Origin of the sequence: Lacimicrobium alkaliphilum, assembly GCF_002591895.1 — a bacterium.
GTDB lineage: Bacteria > Pseudomonadota > Gammaproteobacteria > Enterobacterales > Alteromonadaceae > Lacimicrobium > Lacimicrobium alkaliphilum.
The window spans coordinates 143,728-165,862 of sequence record NZ_NISX01000004.1 but is presented as its reverse complement, the minus strand read 5'-3'; the positions used below and the strand labels follow the sequence as shown (position 1 = coordinate 165,862).

The 22,135-nt window shown below is 50.0% G+C and carries 17 protein-coding genes; 13 read left to right on the top strand and 4 right to left on the bottom strand.

Annotated features, from left to right (window positions below):
* The first annotated feature begins 92 nt into the window (after positions 1–92).
* From CDA54_RS05505 to CDA54_RS05495, 3 genes are all read left to right on the top strand, one after another.
* Positions 93–2,942 carry a M16 family metallopeptidase gene (locus tag CDA54_RS05505; protein WP_099034001.1) on the top strand — a complete coding sequence of 950 codons (2,850 nt, stop codon included), beginning with the start codon at positions 93–95 and terminating at the stop codon, positions 2,940–2,942.
* 99 nt (positions 2,943–3,041) lie between these two features.
* Entirely contained in the window at positions 3,042–4,640 is a 1,599-nt protein-coding gene (gene gshA, locus CDA54_RS05500; RefSeq protein ID WP_099034000.1) for a glutamate--cysteine ligase, read from the top strand.
* A gap of 100 nt (positions 4,641–4,740) precedes the next feature.
* Entirely contained in the window at positions 4,741–5,361 is a 621-nt protein-coding gene (locus CDA54_RS05495; protein ID WP_373286078.1) for a transglycosylase SLT domain-containing protein, read from the top strand.
* 190 nt (positions 5,362–5,551) lie between these two features.
* Here the strand turns inward: CDA54_RS05495 and mutS are convergent, their stop codons facing one another.
* Complete coding sequence (mutS, locus tag CDA54_RS05490) at positions 5,552–8,167, bottom strand: DNA mismatch repair protein MutS (protein WP_099033998.1); 2,616 nt, start codon at positions 8,165–8,167, stop codon at positions 5,552–5,554.
* 26 nt (positions 8,168–8,193) lie between these two features.
* On the opposite strand from mutS, the gene pncC reads away from it, so the two are divergent.
* Positions 8,194–8,676: a nicotinamide-nucleotide amidase gene (gene pncC, locus CDA54_RS05485; RefSeq protein WP_099034093.1), complete on the top strand. Its 483-nt coding sequence runs from the start codon at positions 8,194–8,196 to the stop codon at positions 8,674–8,676.
* A 154-nt stretch (positions 8,677–8,830) separates the two neighbouring features.
* Complete coding sequence (gene recA / locus CDA54_RS05480; RefSeq protein ID WP_099033997.1) at positions 8,831–9,886, top strand: recombinase RecA; 1,056 nt, start codon at positions 8,831–8,833, stop codon at positions 9,884–9,886.
* 82 nt (positions 9,887–9,968) lie between these two features.
* Here the strand turns inward: recA and dapD are convergent, their stop codons facing one another.
* From dapD to map, 3 genes are read right to left on the bottom strand one after another with little or no spacing between them, the layout of a single operon-like run.
* The gene (gene dapD, locus CDA54_RS05475) at positions 9,969–10,787 is read right to left on the bottom strand and encodes a 2,3,4,5-tetrahydropyridine-2,6-dicarboxylate N-succinyltransferase (RefSeq protein ID WP_099033996.1); all 819 of its coding nucleotides are present in this window, start codon (positions 10,785–10,787) and stop codon (positions 9,969–9,971) included.
* The gene (gene glnD, locus CDA54_RS05470; RefSeq protein ID WP_099033995.1) at positions 10,775–13,423 is read right to left on the bottom strand and encodes a [protein-PII] uridylyltransferase; all 2,649 of its coding nucleotides are present in this window, start codon (positions 13,421–13,423) and stop codon (positions 10,775–10,777) included. The genes dapD and glnD overlap by 13 nt, the downstream gene beginning before the upstream one ends.
* Before the next feature lie 10 nt (positions 13,424–13,433).
* Positions 13,434–14,219, bottom strand: coding sequence for a type I methionyl aminopeptidase (gene map, locus CDA54_RS05465; protein WP_099033994.1), 786 nt, complete (start codon positions 14,217–14,219; stop codon positions 13,434–13,436).
* Between the two features lie 296 nt (positions 14,220–14,515).
* Between map and rpsB the strand changes: the two genes are divergently transcribed.
* The 8 genes from rpsB to rseP all read left to right on the top strand — a co-directional run bounded on the left by rpsB (position 14,516) and on the right by rseP (position 22,103).
* The gene (gene rpsB / locus CDA54_RS05460; protein ID WP_099033993.1) at positions 14,516–15,244 is read left to right on the top strand and encodes a 30S ribosomal protein S2; all 729 of its coding nucleotides are present in this window, start codon (positions 14,516–14,518) and stop codon (positions 15,242–15,244) included.
* A 105-nt stretch (positions 15,245–15,349) separates the two neighbouring features.
* On the top strand, positions 15,350–16,222 hold the full coding sequence (gene tsf, locus CDA54_RS05455) for a translation elongation factor Ts (protein ID WP_099033992.1): 873 nt from the start codon (positions 15,350–15,352) through the stop codon (positions 16,220–16,222).
* Positions 16,223–16,582: 360 nt separating this feature from the next.
* Positions 16,583–17,323 (top strand): UMP kinase, encoded by a 741-nt coding sequence (gene pyrH / locus CDA54_RS05445; RefSeq protein WP_099033990.1) that lies wholly within the window; start codon positions 16,583–16,585, stop codon positions 17,321–17,323.
* A 21-nt stretch (positions 17,324–17,344) separates the two neighbouring features.
* Entirely contained in the window at positions 17,345–17,902 is a 558-nt protein-coding gene (gene frr / locus CDA54_RS05440; protein WP_099033989.1) for a ribosome recycling factor, read from the top strand.
* Positions 17,903–17,927: 25 nt separating this feature from the next.
* The gene (gene uppS / locus CDA54_RS05435; RefSeq protein ID WP_099033988.1) at positions 17,928–18,656 is read left to right on the top strand and encodes a polyprenyl diphosphate synthase; all 729 of its coding nucleotides are present in this window, start codon (positions 17,928–17,930) and stop codon (positions 18,654–18,656) included.
* A gap of 34 nt (positions 18,657–18,690) precedes the next feature.
* Positions 18,691–19,554: a phosphatidate cytidylyltransferase gene (locus CDA54_RS05430; protein WP_099033987.1), complete on the top strand. Its 864-nt coding sequence runs from the start codon at positions 18,691–18,693 to the stop codon at positions 19,552–19,554.
* On the top strand, positions 19,554–20,753 hold the full coding sequence (ispC, locus tag CDA54_RS05425; RefSeq protein ID WP_099033986.1) for a 1-deoxy-D-xylulose-5-phosphate reductoisomerase: 1,200 nt from the start codon (positions 19,554–19,556) through the stop codon (positions 20,751–20,753). Before CDA54_RS05430 ends, ispC begins: the two co-directional genes overlap by 1 nt.
* Positions 20,754–22,103, top strand: a complete 1,350-nt coding sequence (rseP, locus tag CDA54_RS05420) for a sigma E protease regulator RseP (RefSeq protein WP_099033985.1) — start codon at positions 20,754–20,756, stop codon at positions 22,101–22,103.
* The last annotated feature ends 32 nt before the right edge of the window (positions 22,104–22,135 follow it).

The following is a 22,135-nucleotide window of genomic DNA, read 5'->3' as shown; positions in this document are numbered from 1 at the left end:
GTATAACGCTTTGCCTTGTTGTCAGCTGACAAGCCGGCATGATTAGATTGTTTAGGTAAAGCACACCATCGGATATCAAGAGGAACCTGAGAATGCCGTTTAAGCCATTATTTTTATTATTGTGTCTGATTACATTGGCCGCCTGTGTCCAATCGCCTCAGGCTCCTCAGTCATCGGTGCTGCCTGAGGGTGTAACATTAATTACACAGCATACTCCGGCGGACGGCGAAACCGGCATTGCCTACAAAAAGTATCAACTTGATAATGGTTTAACGGTAATTTTACACGTTGATGATTCCGATCCTCTGGTGCATGTGGATGTCACTTACCATGTGGGATCTGCCCGTGAAGAATTGGGTAAATCCGGCTTTGCTCACTTTTTTGAGCATATGATGTTTCAGGGCTCCAGGCATGTCGAGGATGAACAACATTTCAAAATGATCACCGAAGCCGGTGGCAATCTCAACGGTACAACCAACTCTGATCGGACTAACTACTATCAGACCGTACCGGCCAATCAACTGGAGAAAGTGTTGTGGCTGGAAGCCGACAGAATGGGCTTTTTGTTGCCCGCTGTGACTCAGCAGAAATTTGAGGTACAGCGCGAAACAGTCAAAAATGAACGGGCTCAACGTGTTGATAATCAGCCCTATGGCCTGCGCAGTGAAAAAACCGCCGAAGCCCTGTATCCGGATGGCCATCCTTATTCATGGCCGGTGATCGGTTATACCGAAGATCTGGACAGGGTGAATGTGGATGACTTAAAAGCGTTTTTTGATCGCTGGTACGGGCCTAATAATGCGGTACTGACCGTGGGTGGTGATATCAATGAGGCGCGCACCCTGACAATGATAGAAAAATATTTTGGCAGCATTCCCCGTGGCCCCGAAGTTGAGAAGATGGATAAGCAGCCGGTGACCCTGACAGAAGATCGTTACCTCACCATTGAAGACAATGTACATCTGCCGTTGTTGCAGGTCACTCTGCCCACGGTACATGTGCGCCATGAAGATGAAGCGCCGCTGGATGTGTTGTCGGATATCCTGGGTGGTGGAAAGAATTCACTGTTTTACAAAAATCTGGTTAAGGACGGCTATGCAGTGAATGCTGCAGTGGGGCATCCTTGTCAGGAACTGGCCTGTCAGTTTCAGTTGATAGCGCTGGCTCACCCTCAGCGTACGGCTAATCTGAGCGAACTTAAGCAGCGTATCGATGCCACCCTGACTGAATTCGAACAACGTGGGGTGCAGCCAGATGATTTGACCCGTGTAAAAGCGTCAATTCTGTCCTCGACGATTTTTGGATTGCAGAGCGTATCCGGCAAAGTGTCTACGCTGGCGATCAACGAAACATTCGAAGGTAAGCCGGACCGGGTGCAATATGATTTAGCCCGGTACCGCAATGTTACGGCTGAAGATGTAATGGATGTTTACCACCGTTACATCAAGGGCAAAGCTTCGGTGGTGTTGAGCATTGTACCCAGGGGACAAACCGCAATGGCCGCGGCAAAGCAGAATTATTCGTTTTCCCGTCCCGATGTGACGGTAGACAGCGCAGAGGCTCCTGAATGGCAATCACCACAGGATCAGTTTGATCGTAGTCAGGTGCCTGGTTCAGGCCCTGCGCCGCTGATCAGTTTGCCTGAGTTCTGGCAGAGTGAATTTGACAATGGCATGGTGTTGGTGGGGCATAGTAATGACGAAACACCCACAGTAACCCTCAATCTGTCACTGGAAGGTGGTCCTTTGCTTGATTCGGCTGAAAAGGCAGGCCTGGCATCGATGACTGCGCAGATGATGAATGAGTCTACCCAACATTACAGTACTGAGGAAATCGCCAATGAGCTGGCCAAGCTCGGCAGTTCCATAGGCTTTAGCGCCAGTGGCCGGTATACCCAGATTAGCGTGTCCAGTCTCACTGAAAATCTCGATGAAACACTCCGATTACTTGAAGAGAAGCTGTTTAATCCGGCTTTTCTGGAGCAGGATTTTCTGCGTATTAAGCAGCAATTGTTGCAATCGTTGCAGCAACAGGTGAAAAGGCCTGAAGCGCTCGCTTCCCGTGCTGTTCGATGGCTCTTGCTCGGCTCTGAAAGCCGGCTCGGCTTGCCTGATTCCGGAACACTGGCAAGCATCCAGGCCCTGGAGCTCGAGGACATAAAATCTTTCTATCAGCGTTACTATTCACCTGTAATGAGTAAACTGGTGTTGGTGGGAGATATTCAACAAGAAAAAGCACTGCAAAGCCTGGATTTTCTCAAACAGTGGCAGGGGCCAGATTATAGTTTGCCGCAAATAGCCAATTTTGCTGTTGAGCCACAGCCTCGATTGTTCCTGGTTGACCATCCTGGTGCTGCACAGGCAGTGCTCCGCATTATTAAGCCGGATCAACCCTATGATGCCACTGCTGAGCAATTCCGTAGCAAACTGATGAATTTCCCGCTGGGGGGAATGTTTAACAGCCGTATTAACCTCAATCTGCGTGAAGACAAAGGATACACCTATGGCGCGTCGAGCGCTTTTGTAGGGGGCAAGACCCTGGGCTGGTTTCAGGCTGGCGCCAGTGTGAAGCTGGAAAACACCGGTGATGCGTTGAATGAATTTCTGACAGAAATCGATACCTATCAGCAGCAGGGTATGACGTCGGAAGAACTCAGTACTTTGCGTCTGGCGTATTTGCAGGGAGAAGCTCTGGATTATGAAACCCCCGGGCAAAAGGCACGTTTTTTACGTCACCTGCTGACCTTCGATCTGCCCGCTGATTATGTACGTGAACAACAACAAATCATCCGTACAATTGGTTTGGCGGAATTAAACCAGCTCAGTCGCGAAAAACTGGAGACTGAAAACATGCAGATTATTGTGGTGGGTGACAAACAGAAGTTGCTGCCGCAGTTGCAGTCGTTGGGCAGAGAAATCGAGGACCTGTCCTTACCCTTGTAACAGGAAAAGTGGGTTCCGTGAGAGGAGCCTGCTTTGCATGGCTTGAATTTATGATTATGCTCCCCACTATTGAAGAGCGTATCCAAACCGGGATCTATTTTGCAGCAAACATCAAAGTCGTATTCTGAGCGCCTCGCCATTCTGGCTCAACCAGAGGTGGCGAAGAGCCTTAAAGGTATTCTTCATGGTATAGAACGTGAGGCTCTGAGAATTGAAGCCGACGGTAGCCTGGCGCAAACGCCGCACCCTCAGGCTCTGGGCTCGGCATTATGCCATGAACACATAACAACGGATTTCTCTGAAGCGTTAATGGAGTTTATCACTCAACCCCATGAGGATCCGCGACAGGCCCTGGCACAGCTCAGAGATATTCATAAGTTTGTGTATGAGAATATCGGTGAAGAGCGGCTATGGCCATTGAGTATGCCCTGTTACATTGATTGTGAAGACAGTATTCCCATTGCTGATTTTGGCAGCTCTAATGTGGGAAAGATGAAGTCCCTTTATCGTACTGGCCTGAAAAATCGCTATGGCAGTATGATGCAGGCGATTGCCGGGGTACATTTTAACTTTTCATTGCCGAAGTCATTCTGGCAGGCCTGGTCGGTAGCATCCGGCGAAGGCGAAGCAACTCAGGATAAGGTGTCTGAAGCGTATTTTGCCCTTATCCGCAACTACCGCCGTTTTTGTTGGCTTATTCCTTATCTGTACGGCGCATCTCCGGCCCTTTGCGGCTCTTTTCTTAAAAACGCCAATGCCACCACGGATATGAAAAAGCTGGGTAATGGCACCTATTACCTGCCTTATGCGACCTCGTTGCGTATGAGTGACCTGGGGTATACCAACAAGGCTCAGTCGGATCTCAATATTTGCTACAACCAACTGGATAAATATATCAGTTCGTTACGCAAGGCGATTCAGACACCTTCTACAGATTTTGCCCGCTATGCGGGTAAAAAAGACGGTGAGTATCAGCAACTCAATGCCAATGTGTTGCAGATAGAGAACGAACTCTATTCACCCATTCGTCCCAAACAGCCCACCCGTAAACTGGAAAAGCCCACTGACGCACTGGCAAGCCGCGGTGTCAGTTATATTGAAGTCAGGGCGCTGGATGTGAATCCCTTCTGTGAAGTGGGGATTTGCCTGAATCAGTTTTATTTTCTTGATGTACTGATGATCTATTGTGCCATTTGCCCCAGCGATGATTTGTCACCACAAGCCTTTGCCGAGACGGATGCCAATCTCACCGCAGTGGTCAAAGAGGGACGTAAGCCGGGGCTGGAATTAAGCCGTAATGGCGAGAAAGTATCGATGCAGGACTGGGGCCTGCAGCTTTTTGAGGATTTGATGCCTATAGCCGCAATTCTGGATAAGGTGCATGACACAGATGTTTACAGCAAAGCGGTCAGCGCCGAACATGAAAAACTGCTTAATCCTGATTTAACACCCTCAGCGCGGATGCTGGATCACCTGATTAACTCCGGGCAGGATAATGGTGAGTACGCGCTGGAGATGGCTGTACAATACAAAAAGCGACTGGCCCAGCATCAATACAGCTTTCACTCTGAGGCAGAACTGCAGCAAATGGCTGGTGACTCACTGGTACAACAGGCAGAAGATGAAGCCGCAGATAATCAGAACTTTGATGAATTTTTACAGGGGTATTTTGCCTACAACGCAAAAAGCTGTGCATAAAAAAATGCCTGGCAATTGCCAGGCATTAAAGGTTATCAGGGACACACATAACCAAACACACAGTACTTATGAGTGGGTTAACGGGGAATAGTTCAACGTGTTGTTAAAAAAATTTCTGCCCGGGTTTTGTGCGATCATTTTTGTGTTGACTGGCTGCGCCAGTGCCCCTCCGCAAGATAGCAGTAATCTTTGTGAGATCTTCTTTGAAAAGCGCGACTGGTATGAAGCCGCCTCCGATATGAATGAGAAATGGGGGGTGCCCATTCATGTACCCATGGCGATGATGTACCAGGAAAGTTCTTTTCGCCACGATGCACTGCCCCCCAGAGACTACATTCTATTTGGTTTGATCCCATGGGGCAGGGTCAGCTCTGCCTATGGCTATTCTCAGGCCAAGACCATTACCTGGAAAGATTATGTCAGGGAGACCGGCAACAGCTGGTCTTCGCGTACCAATTTTGATGATGCCATGGACTTTATGGGCTGGTTTATCAGTAAATCCCATCAAATAAATGGTGTTTCAAAATGGGATGCCTATGCTCAGTATCTGAATTATCACGAAGGCTGGGGCGGCTATCAGCGTAAAAGCTATAACCGCAAACCCTGGCTCAAGAAAGTTGCCGGTACGGTCAAAGAACGTTCTTACCGCTATGCCACCCAGCTTAAAACCTGCAAAGAAGATCTCGACCGCAGCTGGCTCTGGCGGTTGTTTTTTGGGTAGTTTCGGCCCCAACCCCACCAATAGAAATTTTCACCACAGAGACACCCAGCAACCTTTGATGTTGAGATTAGTGCGTATATTCCTCAGGAAACAGTTAAGCAAAGGGGCTGGGCAGGCAGAGGGTACAGAGAAGTCTAGGGGGTTAAACCGTTAATACCTCTGTGTTCTCTGTGCCTCTGTGGTTAATAATCTATTTGCGCAAAGCCTTAAGTTTATATAAGGCCTCCAGGGCTTGTCTGGGGCTGAGTTCATCGGGGTTAAGCTGATCCACAGCGATAGCCAGCGGATCTTCCATCTGCGCAAAATTAAGCTGAGCCGGTGCGGCCACTTCTGAGGCCACCACCTCTTTGCGGTTATTCAGCTGTTCCAGCTCCTGCAGCTTGACCCGGGCAGCCTGGATCACCGCTTTGGGTACCCCGGCCAGTTGCGCCACCTGCAGTCCATAACTGCGATCGGCAGCCCCTTCCTGCACCGCGTGCATAAAGCTGATGCCTTCATCGTATTCCACCGCATCCAGATGCACATTGGTGAGTTTTTCAAGCTGTGATGCCAACTGGGTCAGCTCAAAATAATGGGTGGCAAACAGGGTAAAGGCGCTGATGCGCTCGGCCAGATAACAGGCGGTGGCCCAGGCCAGCGATAAACCATCATAGGTACTGGTGCCGCGGCCAATCTCATCCATCAACACCAGACTATTGGCGGTGGCGTTGTTAAGAATATTGGCGGTTTCGGTCATCTCCACCATAAAAGTGGAGCGGCCGGAGGCCAGATCATCGGAGGCGCCAATACGGGTGAAGATCCTGTCGATGGGCCCGATGCAGGCGTTTTCCGCCGGCACATAACTGCCGATACAGGCCATCAGCACAATCAGTGCACTCTGGCGCATATAGGTGGATTTACCGCCCATATTCGGCCCGGTAATAATCAGCATGCGCCGCTCAGAGCTCATGGCCAGCGGATTGGCGATAAAAGGCTCATTCATGACCTGTTCCACCACCGGGTGGCGGCCACGGTCATAATTCAGGCCACTGTTTGAGCTGAATTCGGGGCGATGATAATCCAGGGTGGCAGCCCGCTCGGCCAGATTCGCCAGTACGTCGAGCTCGGCCAGCGCCGCGCCGGCTTGCTGTAACAGCGACAAATGGGGCAGCAGCAGATCAAATAACTCTTCGTAAAGGCGTTTTTCCAGCGCCAGGGCACGGCTTTGACTGGTGAGTACCTTATCTTCGTATTCCTTTAACTCGGGAATAATGTAACGCTCATTGTTTTTCAGGGTCTGGCGGCGTACATATTCAGGCGGCACCTGTTCGGCATAACCGCGGCTTATCTCAATGTAATAGCCATGTACCCGGTTAAAGCCCACTTTCAGGCTCGGAATTTCGGTGCGGGCCTTTTCCCTGGCTTCCAGCTCGGCCAGATAATCGGTGGCCCCTTTTGACAGGGCCCGAAGTTCATCCAGCTCCGTGTTATAGCCCGGCGCAATCACCCCGCCGTCACGGATCAGCACTGGCGGGTTATCGATGATGGCTTGTTGCAGTAGTTCCTGCAGTTGCGGCACCGACGGCATTGCTGTGGCCAGTTTATGCAGCGGCTGACAATCCAGTGTCCGGATAAAATCCTGCAATAAAGGTAATTGGGCAAAGGCCTGGCGAAGACGAGCAAAATCCCGCGGTCTGGCGCTGCGCAGGGCTAAACGCCCCAGTACCCGCTCAATATCGCCCACCTGTTTTAAGTAACTGCGCAGTTCATCCAGGTCGGCATCGAGCAGACTGCCAATCATTTCCTGACGCTGTTGTAAAATGGCGGTATCGGTCAATGGCCGGTGCAGCCAGCGCTGCAATAAACGGCTGCCCATGGCGGTGCTGGTTTTATCCAGTACCGCAAATAAGGTGTTGTCGGTGCCGCCACCAAGGTTACGGGTCAGTTCCAGATTACGGCGGGTGGCCGCATCCATCTGCACAGTGTCGCTATTGGTTTCAAGGCTGATGGCACGAATATGGGGCAGGGCAGCACGCTGGGTGTCTTTGACATATTGCAATACACAGCCGGCGGCGCACAAACCGGCTTGAGCGTCAGTCACACCAAAACCGTCCAGTTCTCTGGTGCCAAATTGCTGATTTAGCTGGGTGATGGCGGTTTGCAGATCAAACTCCCAGGCGGGTCTTCTGCGCAGGCCCTTTTGGCTTTCAATCAGATTAGCCGCAGTAAAGTCCTCAGGGTAGAGCAGTTCGGCTGGCTGAGTGCGTTGCAGCTCCGCCTGCAGCGCTTGTTCATCGGACAGTTCGCACAAACTGAAGCGGCCACTGGCCAGCTCTAAGGTGGCGTAACCAAAAACCTGCAGGCCCTGAGCGTTTTTACTCTGACACACAGCGGCCAGCAGGTTTTCGCGTTTTTCTTCCAGCAGCGCTTCATCGGTGACAGTGCCCGGTGTGACAATACGGGCCACTTTGCGCTCAACGGGCCCTTTGCTGGTGGCCGGATCGCCAATTTGCTCACAAATGGCCACCGACTGGCCCATTTTTACCAGCCGTGCCAGATAACCTTCTACAGCGTGATAAGGCACACCGGCCATGGGAATGGGATCGCCGCCGGACTTGCCTCTGGCCGTCAGCGAGATATCTAACAGCTCGGCGGCCCGTTTGGCGTCATCGTAAAACAATTCATAAAAATCCCCCATTCGGTAGAACAGCAGAATATTCGGGTGCTCGGCCTTGATGCGTAAATACTGTTGCATCATGGGGGTATGCTGCGAGATAGTTTGCTCGTTAACGAGTCCGGCTTGCGTGACAAAATTATCAGAAGGCATAATAAACGTTATAAGGAATGAAAAAATTGAATGAATCAACCCTGCAACTGGCCAGCGACCTCGGCCAGGCACTCAAAGAGAAAGGCTGGCGGCTGACCTGTGCAGAGTCCTGCACTGGTGGTGGAATAGGATACGCGATCACAAGCGTGTCTGGAAGTTCTGCCTGGTTCGAGCGTGGGTTTATTACCTATTCCGATGAGGCCAAACAGGAATTGCTCGGTGTTGAAAAAAGCACGCTTATTGTGGAAGGGGCGGTGTCGGCAACAGTCGCTGAACAGATGGCCACTGGTGCGCTGAAGGCCGCCGGGGCGGATTTGGCCATTGCCGTAAGTGGTATTGCCGGCCCCGATGGTGGCAGCCCGGAAAAACCGGTAGGCACAGTCTGGTTTGGTTTTTCCACAAAGGATAAGGTTACGAGTATGCATCAGCGCTTTGTGGGAGACCGGCTTGAAATCCGTAGCCAAAGTATCGAATTTGCGCTTCAGCAGGCGCTGGAATTGCTAAAATAATCAGTCTGCATAAGGCATTCATGACCGTCATCAAAGGCGGTCATAAAAAACTTTACGGATAGCGCTTGTAACTGTATAACCATACAGTATAATTCGGTTAATCCATCATTACGGTTTCCCCAGCCTTCACCGGGGCCAATTCAGGAGCAAGACAATGGACAGCAACAAAGAAAAAGCCCTCTCCGCAGCCTTAGGGCAAATAGAAAAACAATTTGGTAAAGGTGCCATCATGCGCCTGGGTGATAATCAGGCACTGGATATTGATGCCGTTTCCACCGGCTCTCTGGGCGTAGATGTAGCCCTTGGTATCGGCGGCCTGCCTTTTGGCCGGGTAGTGGAAATCTATGGGCCGGAGTCCTCCGGTAAAACAACTCTGACGTTGCAGGCTATCGCTGAAGCACAGCGTATGGGCAAAACCTGCGCCTTTGTGGATGCAGAACACGCATTGGATCCGCTGTATGCCGCCAAAATCGGCGTCAATGTGGATGAACTGTTGGTATCACAACCTGATACGGGTGAACAGGCGCTGGAAATCTGTGACATGCTGGTGCGCTCGGGTGCCGTAGATATGGTCGTCGTAGACTCGGTGGCAGCACTGACCCCTAAAGCCGAGATCGAAGGGGAAATGGGTGACTCTCACGTAGGTTTGCAGGCTCGTTTGATGTCTCAGGCACTGCGTAAACTCACCGCCAATATCAAGCGTTCCAATACCCTGTGTATCTTTATCAATCAGATCCGTATGAAGATCGGTGTTATGTTTGGTAACCCTGAGACCACCACAGGCGGTAACGCGCTGAAATTCTATGCCTCTGTGCGGCTGGATATCCGCCGCATCGGCGCCATCAAAGAAGGTGACGAGGTGGTGGGCAATGAAACCCGGGTTAAAGTGGTGAAAAACAAAGTGGCACCGCCCTTTAAACAGGCCGAATTCCAGATCCTTTACGGTCACGGTATCAGCAAGGAAGCCGAGCTGATCGACCTGGGCGTAGCCAATAAACTGGTTGAAAAAGCCGGAGCCTGGTACAGCTACAAGGGTGAACGTATCGGTCAGGGTAAAGCCAATTGCGTGCGTTACTTAAAAGAAAAACCTGAAATTTCCAACGAGCTGGATAAGTTGTTGCGTGACAAGCTGTTGCTGAAAAAAACAGTAAAAGATGATGCACCGGCCCTTGATGAGAGTGGAAAAGGCGAAGCCAAAGAGCTGTTGTAAAACTGATTCAGCGCAAGCTATAAATAAAAATGCCGGGCTAATGCCCGGCATTTGTTTATTATTCAATCCAGATAGATTAAATTTATTCAGCACTTCTTAGCAGCGCATTAATTCCGACTTTTGCGCGGGTTTTTGCGTCGACTTTCTTTACAATAATGGCGGCGTAAAGATTGCACTTGCCGTCTTTGGAGGGCAGAGTCCCGGACACTACCACCGAACCTGCAGGTACTCTGCCGTAGTGAATTTCACCGGTTTCCCTGTCGTAGATGCGGGTGCTCTGGCTGATATATACCCCCATGGAAATGACTGCACCTTCTTCAACGATGACCCCTTCGACGATTTCTGAACGGGCACCAATAAAGCAGTGATCTTCAATAATGGTGGGGTTGGCCTGTAACGGCTCCAGGACGCCACCGATACCAACACCGCCAGAAAGGTGCACGTTCTTACCGATTTGCGCACAGGATCCAACCGTAGCCCAGGTATCTACCATCGAACCTTCATCGATGTAGGCACCGATATTGGTATAGGAAGGCATCAACACGACATTTTTACCCACATAACAGCCGGTACGAACCGTCGCCGGAGGCACCACTCTGACCCCTTCATCAGCGAACTGACGGGATGTATAGTCCGCATATTTCAGCGGTACCTTGTCATAGAAGCGACTCTCGGCACCTTCAATTAACTGGTTGTCGTGCAGACGAAAATACAGCAGTACAGCCTTTTTCAACCACTGATGGACCACCCATTCACCGGCTATTTTCTCGGCCACCCGGGCATCGCCACTGTTCAGCATGGCAATTGCCTGTGATACCGCATCGGCCACCTGCATATCCTGCGGATCCAATTCGTTACGCTGCTCGAAGGCCTTTTCTATGATGGATTTCAGTTCTGACATGTTTCACTCTGTGTTTGTTGATTCAAAATAGACATTAATTGCTTTTTCAATGTGACTTGCTGTTCGTTGGTAAGGGCCTCGTCCTGATTATTGGTAAGAATAAACAGATCCTCCGCCCGTTCACCTATGGTGGTAATCTTGGCCATATGCAGTGATAGATCGCAGATTACGAATTGTTGAGAAATGGTGGCCAGTAACCCTGGCGCGTCCAGCGCCTCCAGCTCAAGCAGGGTCATATTCGCCTGATTGGTAAAGAAGCGTATCTTTACCGGTACATTGAGCTGCTTCATCCGTCTTGGCATTTTACGGTTGTTCTGGTGTGCACTGCCTGGTCTTTCAAGCTGTGCTAATACTGCATCTTTAAGGCTCTGACGACGAGATAATGAGGCGATGCGACTGCCGTCATCCTCAAGAATGACAAAGCTGTCGAATACGTAGCCATCCTGTGTACTCATTATTTGCGCATCATGAATTGAGCAATTGCGACTGTCTAATACAGAGGCAATCTGTGCAAACAGGCTGGCCCGGTCGCGGCCATACAGAATAAGCTCTGTACCTGCCTTAGAGGTGTCATCACTGACCTCTACCAATACCTGATTGTGTTCCAGTGTTTCATTACCGAGGATGACGCTGGCATGCCAGACCAGCTGGCTTGGCTTAAAGCGGACAAAATAGTCCCAATCAAGCCGGTCCCAGAATTGCTGAATCTGCTGGGATTCTTTACCCATAGAGGTTAACAGGTTAAGCGCTTCCTGCTGATGCTCTTCTACTTTTGCTTTCAGGTCGACCTGGCACTCCAGACCGCTTTCAAGTGCCTTTTTGGTCATCAGGTAAAGCTCTCTCAGAAGAGAGGCTTTCCAGTCGTTCCAGAGATTATCGTTGGTTGCCCGGATGTCAGCCAGGGTCAGGGCATAGAGATGCTCAAGGTAGTCTATATTACGAATCTTACCGGCAAACTCGTTGATCACTTCTGGATCATAAATATCCCGGCGCTGTGCAGTGACTGACATCAGCAGATGATTCTCTACCAGCCATACTACTAATTCTCTGTCTTTCCTGCCTACACCGTGGGACTCACAAAATTTTCCAAGATCTTCAGCGCCCAACTTGGAGTGGTCTCCGCCACGCCCTTTACCGATATCGTGAAAGATTGCCGCAATATACAGTAATTCAGGCTTGTCCAGATTCTGAAAAATTCGGTGACAACGGGGAAAGTCTTTTGCCCCCTCACTCTGGCTGTAGTGATAGATATTTTTGATTAGCCGGTGGGTGTGTTCATCCACCGTATAGGCATGAAAGAGATCAAACTGCATCATACCAACAATTTGATTCCACTCCGGCAGGTAGGCCTGCATGATGCCGTGTTTGTGGGCCACATCCCAGGCAAATGAGAAAAAGTTAGGATGTTGGAGCAAACGCATAAAAAGTTCGCGACAGCCGGGGCGTTCACACAAAAATTGACTGCGAAAGTTGCGCCTGGCATTACGCAGCAATCTCAGTGTTGCTGAGTGAAGACCCTGTGCCTGAGGGGTATCTGACAGCAAAATCAGAAAGCTCAACAGCTCTTCCGGGGTATTAAAAACCTCATCATGGCGGGCCTGAAGTAATCCATCTGCGAGGGCAAAGTCCTGATTAATCGGCTCAAAGCGGCGTACCTTGGTAGCCAGTATGTCCTGGCGGAAATGTTGCAACAGCATCTCGTTGAGCTCTGAAATCCGCCTGACAGTGCGAAAGAAGGCCTTCATCATCGTTTCTACGGAAACCTTACCTTCATCGCCATAACCGAGGCGTCTTGCAACATCTGGCTGAAAATCAAACAGTAACCGATTTTCGCTGCGTCCGGCCTCCAGGTGCAGGGCAAAACGGATACGCCAGAGGTGATTACGGCACTCAATGAGCTCGTCAAATTCCCTGGCGGTAAAGTAATTGTGCTCTACGAGTTCCTTACCTTTAAGTACCTTAAAGTGTTTTTTTGCCACCCAACCGATAGTCTGAATATCCCGCAAACAGCCCGGATTTTCTTTGACATTAGGCTCTAGGTTATAGGCTGTGCCATTAAATTTGGCGTGCCGTTGCCGTTGCTCGTCGTATTTGGCTAAAAAGAAGTCTTTGCTGGTCCAGAAGCCTTTACCCTGTACTTTTTGCTGTAAGCGGTTGAAGGTCTCTTTACTGCCAGCGAGCAGGCGTGCTTCAATCAGGTTTGTGGCGATACTGACATCGTCTTTAGCCAGTTTGATGGTTTCTGATAATGTTCGGACAGAGTGACCCACATCCAGCCCGATATCCCATAACAGAGTGACGAATTGGCCAAGTTTGTCGTTCGTCTCTGCACTGGGTTGCTTATGATTGAGCAGCAGTAAGTCTACATCCGAATAGGGTTGCAACTGTCCCCGACCATAGCCCCCGACAGCGACCAGCGCCAGATCGGGGTAAGTATGCAAGTCCAGTAATTGCCAGATGTGTCGCAGCAGAGCGTCCACGAAAGTAGCACGGCCCCGAACCAGGTTATCCACTTCGGTTAAAGAAGCATTGTCCTCCAGCCAGTGATGGCTGTTCTCAATACATGCCTTGAATGCAGCAATATTGTCAGCCGTACTGATGTGTTTTATCTGGCTAAGCAGACTCTGCAGCGACAAGGGACTCTCCTTAGTGATTAATGATCCGATCGATAGTCTCATCGCCGCGCAGGGTCAGAATTTCACATCCGTTAGCGGTAACTAATAAGGTATGTTCCCACTGGGCACTGAGACTGCGATCTTTGGTGACCACCGTCCACTCATCTTTAAGCAACTTAGAGTGACGTTTTCCCGCATTAATCATCGGTTCAATGGTCAGACACATACCTTCATGCAAAACGTCACCGGTTCCGGGTTTACCGTAATGCAGGACCTGAGGATCTTCATGGAATTCGGCACCGATGCCGTGCCCGCAATACTCACGCACTACTGAATAGTGATGCTGCTCTGCATGCTGAGCGATGGCATAGCCGATATCACCGAGCTGCACTCCGGGGCGAACGAGCTCGATACCCTTGTACATGCACTCCTGGGTAACTCTGATCAATCGTTCAGCGAGAATACTTGGCTGGCCTACCACAAACATTTTCGACGTATCGCCGTGATAGCCGTCTTTGATCACGGTAACGTCAATATTGATGATATCCCCATCTTTAAGCTTTTTATCGGAGGGAATACCATGGCAGATCACATGGTTGACAGAGGTACAGATAGACTTGGGAAAACCATGATAATTAAGTGGCGCCGGAATGGCTCCCTGCTCGTTTACAATATAATCATGGCATCGCTGGTTAAGCTCATCGGTGGTCACACCCTTCTTCACGTAAGGGCCGATCATTTCCAATACCTCTGATGCCAGCTTGCCAGCTACGCGCATTTTTTCTATTTCATCTTTTGTTTTGATAATGGCGGTCAATGTTTTTCCACTTTATTCATTACAAGAGTCAGGGCGCATTCTAGCCTCTGAACCGCCTTGTGTATAGGTTCACAGGGGCTATAAGATGCAACTGTCACATAACAATCAGTTGTATCTTATAGCCTGTCTATGGTATAAAGCCGCCCGCAAATTAAGCCTCGTTCAATCAACAGGCATAATTCGCTTAAACGTTACTATTTAATCACACACATATATCGACACAGTTTTCGGGGTGTCTGACGTAGATCAGATCGACAACTGGGATATATGGAGGCCTAACCCCATAAGGAAAAATTATGGCAAACGTATCTATGCGCGACATGCTGCAAGCCGGCGTGCACTTCGGTCACCAGACCCGTTACTGGAATCCGAAAATGAAACCTTACATTTTCGGTGCCCGTAATAAAGTACATATCATCAATCTTGAGAAGACCGTACCTTTGTTCAACACTGCGTTGAACTACCTGTCTGGCGTATCAGCCAAAAAAGGTAAAGTTCTGTTCGTTGGTACCAAACGTGCTGCCAGCGATGCGGTAAAAGATGCAGCAATTCGTTGCGATCAGTTCTACGTTAATAAGCGCTGGTTGGGCGGTATGTTGACCAACTGGAAAACGGTTCGTCAGTCCATCAAGCGTCTTAAAGATCTGGAACAGAAGTCTCAGGACGGTACGTTCGAAAAAGTAACCAAGAAAGAAGCGCTGATGCTGACCCGTGAAATGAACAAGCTGGAATCCAGTCTCGGTGGTATCAAAGACATGGGCGGATTGCCTGATTGCTTGTTTGTGGTTGACGCGGTACATGAGCATATTGCCATTACCGAAGCCAGAAATCTGGGTATTCCAGTTGTTTCCGTGGTTGACACCAACTCAGATCCTGACGGTGTGGATTATGTTATTCCTGGTAATGATGATGCTATCCGTGCTGTTCAGCTTTATCTGAACGCCGCTGCGGACGCCATCGGTGAAGGTCGTGAACAGAACCTGGAATCTCAGGCTGAGCGCGACGATTTCGTCGAAACAGAATAAGCGTCATACAGTTGTCACAGCGGCCCGGAACACTACGCTGCTGTGACTCTGTGTCTCACAAGGCCCCCTTGTGGTCCAACGAACAAATCTTCTGAGGAATGAGAAATGGCAGTAACTGCAGCCCTAGTAAAAGAACTTCGTGAACGTACCGGTGCCGGTATGTTGGATTGTAAAAAGGCGCTGGAAGAAACCAATGGTGATGTTGAACAGGCCATTGAGAATATGCGCAAATCCGGTCAGGCCAAAGCTGCTAAAAAAGCAGGCCGTATTGCCGCTGAAGGCGTTATCCTGACCAAAGTCGACGGAAACAATGCGGTGATGGTTGAACTGAACTGTGAAACTGATTTCGTTGCCCGTGATGACAGCTTCCTGGCGTTCGGGGACAAGATCGTTGCATTGGCTCTGGCGAATAAAATTAATGATGTTGATGCCCTGAATAACCTGGATCTGGACGGAATTAAGGTTTCAGAAGCGCGCGAAAATCTGGTTGCCAAGATCGGTGAAAATATCACCGTTCGTCGCGTGGTCAGTATTGAAGGCGATAACCTGGGTGCCTACGTGCACGGTGGGCGAATTGGTGTATTGACTATCCTGGACGGCGGTGATTCAGAGCTGGCTAAAGATGTAGCCATGCACGTTGCCGCATCTAACCCGCAGTTCGTTAAGCCTGAACAGGTTCCGGCTGATGTGGTAGAGAAAGAAAAAGCCATTCAGATCGATATCGCTATGCAGAGCGGCAAGCCTGCGGAGATTGCAGAGAAAATGGTTGCCGGTCGAATGAGCAAGTTCACTGGTGAAATCAGCCTTACCGGCCAGCCTTTCATCAAGGACCCTTCTCAGAATGTGGGTGCACTGCTTAAGGCAAGCAACGCTGATGTGATCAATTTCGTTCGTTTCGAAGTTGGTGAAGGGATTGAGAAGAAATCTGAAGATTTCGCTGCCGAAGTGCAGGCACAAATGGCCGCTGCCAAGAAATAATTGGTCCGCGACGTTTGTCTGCTGGCAATGTCAAAGACACCCAGATGACCTCGAACCACAGAGGTTCTGAAACTCGCTTTCTGAGGTTTCTTGGGTATAATACGAGCACCTCTTTAAGGGGTGCTTTTTTATGTCCAGGGACGGACGGTATGCCGAAGTTGTCGGGAACCTTTCTTCGGCGATGTCCAGGGACGGACGGTATGCCGAAGTTGTCGGGAAAACCACTTCGGCAAAGTCTGCTCTGGTTATCCCGATGTTAACCGGCGACGAACCGGACAGGAACTGGCGCCGAAGGGGGCTGAGTCTGTCAGGCTTAAAATGGTATTGGTTCACCGCATTATATACAGGAACAACTGATCAATGAGTATTAATCCCAAATCCGCCTACAGACGCATATTGCTCAAACTCAGTGGTGAGGCCCTGATGGGTCAGGAAGGTTTTGGTATCGATCCGAAAGTTCTGGATCGCATGGCTCAGGAAATTAAAGAGCTGGTGGAACTGGGTGTACAGGTTGGCCTGGTTATCGGAGGCGGAAATTTATTCCGTGGCGAGGGTCTGGCCAAAGCCGGAATGAACAGGGTGGTGGGTGACCATATGGGTATGCTGGCTACCGTTATGAACGGTCTGGCAATGCGCGACGCCCTGCACCGGGCCTTTGTGAATGCCCGTCTGATGTCTGCGATTCCCTTGAACGGCGTGTGTGATGCCTATAACTGGGCCGAAGCCATCAGTTTGTTAAAATCTGGCCGGGTGGTGATTTTTGCTGCCGGCACAGGCAACCCCTTTTTTACAACCGACTCAGCAGCCTGTTTGCGGGGCATAGAAATAGAAGCTGACGCCGTGCTCAAGGCAACCAAGGTGGATGGCGTTTTCGATTCCGATCCGGCTACTAATCCGGATGCGGTAATGTACCAGCAGCTGAGTTATCAGGAAGTACTGGAAAAAGAACTCAAGGTGATGGATCTGGCCGCCTTTACTCTGGCACGGGATCATAACCTGCCGATCAGAGTGTTCAATATGAACAAGCCCGGTTGCCTTAAAGATGTGGTAATGGGTGAAGAAAAAGGTACGCTTATCGATCACCAGAAAAATCTGGCTTAAAAGCAAAACAGGATTACAACAATGCTTAATGAAATTAAAAAAGACGCCCAAGAGCGTATGGAAAAATGTATTACTGCGCTGAAGAGTCAGTTAGGTAAGATTCGCACTGGCCGGGCTCACCCGAGTTTGCTCGATTCCATTATGGTCTCTTATTATGGTGCTGATACGCCGTTAAATCAGGTTGCTAATGTTGTGGCCGAAGATGCCCGTACGCTTGCGCTGACGGTGTTTGACAAAAGCGCCACTCAGGCTGTGGAAAAGGCCATCATGCAATCAGATCTCGGCTTGAACCCCATGAGTGCCGGTACGGTGATTCGCATCCCCATGCCTGCGCTGACAGAAGAACGTCGCAAGGACTTTATCAAGGTAGTACGTGCTGAAGCAGAGCAAAGCAGGGTGGCAATTCGCAATATTCGCCGCGACGCGAATAGTGATATTAAAGAACTGGTGAAAGAGAAAGAAATTGGCGAAGACGAAGGACACAGTGCTGAGGAAGGGATCCAGAAACTGACTGATGAGTTTGTTAGTAAGATCGATCAGTTACTGGCAGACAAGGAAAAAGAGCTGATGGAAATCTGAGCGACGCTCGTTTCAAGGGATTTTCATGACAGCCAATTCTGCAATACCAAAGCATGTTGCCATTATTATGGATGGCAACGGGCGCTGGGCAAAACAACGGGGCAAGATCAGAACCTTCGGCCATAAGGCCGGTGTTGAATCTGTGCGCAATGCCGTTAGCTTTGCCCGTAAGCAGGGTATAGAAGCCCTGACCCTGTTCGCTTTTAGCAGTGAAAACTGGAATCGCCCGGCCGAAGAAGTCGGTGTGTTAATGGAGCTTTTCAATCTGGTATTGAAAAGTGAAGTGAAGAAACTGCATAAGAATGATGTCAGGCTTAAAGTGGTCGGGGATACCGAACGCTTTGATGACAAACTGATAGAGCGAATCCGTGCAGCTGAAAAGCTGACCGCTGATAATAAGTCACTGGTACTCAATATTGCAGCCAATTATGGTGGTCGCTGGGACATCGTCAGGGCGGCCAGGCTCTGTGCTGAGAAAGTTCGTGCGGGGCAATTAGAGGCCGGCGACATCGACGAAAGTACCTTTTACAGCCATATCTGCCTCTCATCTCTGCCGGAATTGGATCTGTTGATTCGTACTGGTGGTGAAAGTCGTGTAAGTAACTTTTTACTCTGGCAACTGGCATATTCTGAGTTGTATTTTACTCCCACCCTGTGGCCCGATTTTAATGAACACGAATTCAGCCAGGCAATATCGGATTTTGCAGCCCGTCAGCGGCGCTTCGGTATGACTTCGGAGCAGGTGGAAGTATGAACCGGAATTCTGCTGGCTACGGGAACCATCCTGAATGTTAAAGCAACGCGTAATAACAGCTCTGGTGCTGGCTCCGCTGGCGCTGATCGCGATTTTGTTTCTGCCCTTACGGGGATTTGAACTCTGCATTGGTTTGATTGTTGTGCTCGGTGCCTGGGAGTGGGGTAATCTGATGGGCCTCAAAACCCGTCCCGGCAAGGCCATCTATACGGTATTAGTGGCGGCGATTTGTACTCTCCTGGCCTATCTGGTTCCTGTACAGCAGATTTGGGTGCAGGGGCAACTGACATCGGTGTATCTTGCTATTCTGGCGGTCGCGGCGCTGTGGTGGACAATGGTACTGCTGATGATACTGGCTTATCCCAGGTATACGGCAGTGTGGCGTAACAGCCGCTCGATGCGCGGACTATTCGGCATGTTAACTCTGGTGCCAACCTGGGTGGCGATTGTAACCCTGCGCACGCAACTCTACGACGTGGATACCCTGTATGGTGCATCGTTGATTTTTTATGTGCTGGGCATCGTTTGGGCGGCAGATATCGGTGCATTTTTTATCGGGGTTAAATTTGGACGCCATAAACTCAGACCCAATGTATCACCGGGCAAGACTCTGGAAGGCTTGCTCGGAGGCGTTGCGGCGTCGTTTGCTATTATCGGCTTTGCTGCACTGCATTATCAGGTCAATGCCAGCATGATCTGGAGCCATCTTTTTATTGGCGGTCTGACAGTCGCCGTATCGGCACTGGGCGATCTTAATGAGAGCATGTTCAAACGTTGTGTTGGCTGCAAAGACAGTGGCACATTGCTGCCGGGGCACGGCGGTATATTGGATCGCATTGACAGCCTGACAGCGGCGTTCCCCATTTTCGCCTTATGCTATGTGCTGTGGATGACCTGATGCAACGAATTACTCTGCTCGGTTCTACCGGCTCCATTGGTGAAAGTACGCTGAATGTGGTCCGGCTACACCCCGAAAAATATCAGGTGTTCGCTCTTACAGCACACAAGCGGCTGGACCGATTGATGGAGCAGGCCCGTGAGTTTAACCCTGACTATCTGGTAATAGCCGATAAGAATGACTACGCACAGGCCAAAAAATTGGCATCAGATTGGCGTATCAGCAGTGAGATCCTCACCGGTCCGGAGGCATTAGCCTGGGTCAGTGCGCATCCGCAAACTGACACTGTGATGGCTGCCATTGTCGGGGCTGCAGGGCTGTTACCGACGATGGCGGCTGCCAGCGCCGGTAAAAAATTATTGTTGGCAAACAAAGAAGCTCTGGTGATGTCCGGGCAATTATTTATGGATGCTGTTAGCAAGGGGGGCGCAGAGTTGCTACCCATCGACAGCGAACATAACGCTATTTTTCAGTGCCTGCCCGCTGATTATGTCTATGGTGAACCACAGTCCACAGGTATCACAAAGATACTGCTCACCGGCTCGGGCGGCCCGTTTTTGCATACTGACAAGAATAAACTTAACAAGGTAACACCTGCTCAGGCCTGCGCTCACCCCAACTGGAGCATGGGAAAAAAAATCTCCGTTGACTCTGCCACTATGATGAATAAGGGCCTGGAGTTTATAGAAGCCTGTTGGTTATTTGGCCTTTCAGCAGAGCAAATTGAAGTGGTATTGCATCCGCAGAGTGTAATCCACTCAATGGTGCAATACAATGATGGTTCAGTATTAGCGCAGCTGGGCAATCCGGATATGCGTACCCCGATAGCTCATGCGCTGGCATACCCTGAGCGAATAGAATCCGGGGTGGCACCCCTGAATTTTGCGCAATTGGCGGACTTTTCCTTCCATAAACCGGATTTTAACAAATACCCGAATCTTGCTCTGGCCATAGAATGTTGCAAAACAGGCCAGTCTGCGACTACGGCTCTGAATGCGGCAAATGAGGTGGCAGTGCAGGCATTTCTCACCGGTGAACTGGCATTTACCGGTATTGCCGAGGTAAATCGTAGCGTATTGGATCGTCTCAGACCCTGTGAACTTAATAGTATTGATGACATCATAGGCTTTGATAATGAAGTCAGGATACTGGCCAGTGAATGGATTGGTCAGACGTCACACCGGGCGCTGGGGTTGTAAATGCTAAGTTTTTTGTGGAGTTTGTTGTTCTTTATTCTCGCCCTGGGTGTGTTGGTGGCTGTTCACGAATGGGGACATTTCTTTGTTGCGCGGCGCTGCGGTGTTAAAGTGTTGCGCTTTTCCATAGGTTTCGGTAAACCGCTCTGGTCCCGAAAGGATAAAACCGGCACTGAATTTGTGATTGCGGCGGTTCCTCTTGGCGGTTATGTCAAAATGCTGGATGAGCGGGTTGAACCGGTTGCTGATGCAGACTTACCCCGAGCTTTTAACCGCCAGAGTGTGGGGCGGCGGATTGCTATCGTAGCGGCAGGGCCGATAGTCAACTTTATTTTTGCCGTTTTTGCGTTGATGTGTATGTATATGCTGGGCGTGGAAACCGTTAAACCTGTAGTGGGTAATGTGCCTGCCGAGAGTATTGCCGCAAAAGGCGGCGTGCGTAGCGGCATGCAAATTTTACAGGTGGGTGACAGGGAGACGCCGGATTGGGAAGCGGTTAATCTGGAACTGGTATCACATATTGGAAGCTCGACGCTGAAGATAACGGTCAGTGAACACAACCAGAGCGGACAATCGCTCAGCCTGGATATTCGCGATTGGCAGTTTGACCCTGATAAGGAGTCGGCTTTGCTCAGTCTCGGTCTGGAACCCTATCGGCCGGCTGCAACAACTGAGCTGGCATTTATCGCCGAGGATTCTCCGGCTGAGCAGGGAGGATTGCAGGTGGGAGATAAAATACTGCAGGCAAATGGAACTCCTGTGCAGAATTGGGAACAAATAGTGGATTTTATCAGCGCAAGTCCGGATGAAAATCTGAACTTGCAGGTGTCGCGGCAAGGTCAGTACAAGGATATACAGGTTCAGACCGGACGTCGTGAAGTCAATGGTGAATCCCAGGGGTATCTTGGGATTGTACCGCGTTCTGAGCCGTGGCCGGAAAGCTATCGGATTACCAGGCAGTTTGGGCCAGTAGGCGCACTGGTGGAAGGGGCCGATAAAACCTGGCGCTTAATGGTGCTCAGTGTCGAAATGATAGGCAAGCTGATAAGCGGAGATGTGTCGGTTAAAAATTTAAGCGGACCGATTTCTATTGCTCAGGGAGCGGGGGTCAGCGCCGGTTATGGATTGGTGTACTTTTTAAGCTTTCTGGCTTTAATTAGCGTCAACCTCGGTATTATTAACCTTTTACCTTTGCCGGTACTTGATGGTGGCCACTTACTTTATTATTTTATTGAGCTTTTGACGGGCCGTCCTGTTCCTGAAGGGGTGCAGGAAATCGGGTTTCGTATAGGTGGGGCACTATTATTGCTGTTAATGACAGTCGCAATTTTTAATGATATCGCTCGCTTGTAGACTAATAACAATATGGGCTTTTCGAGAAACCC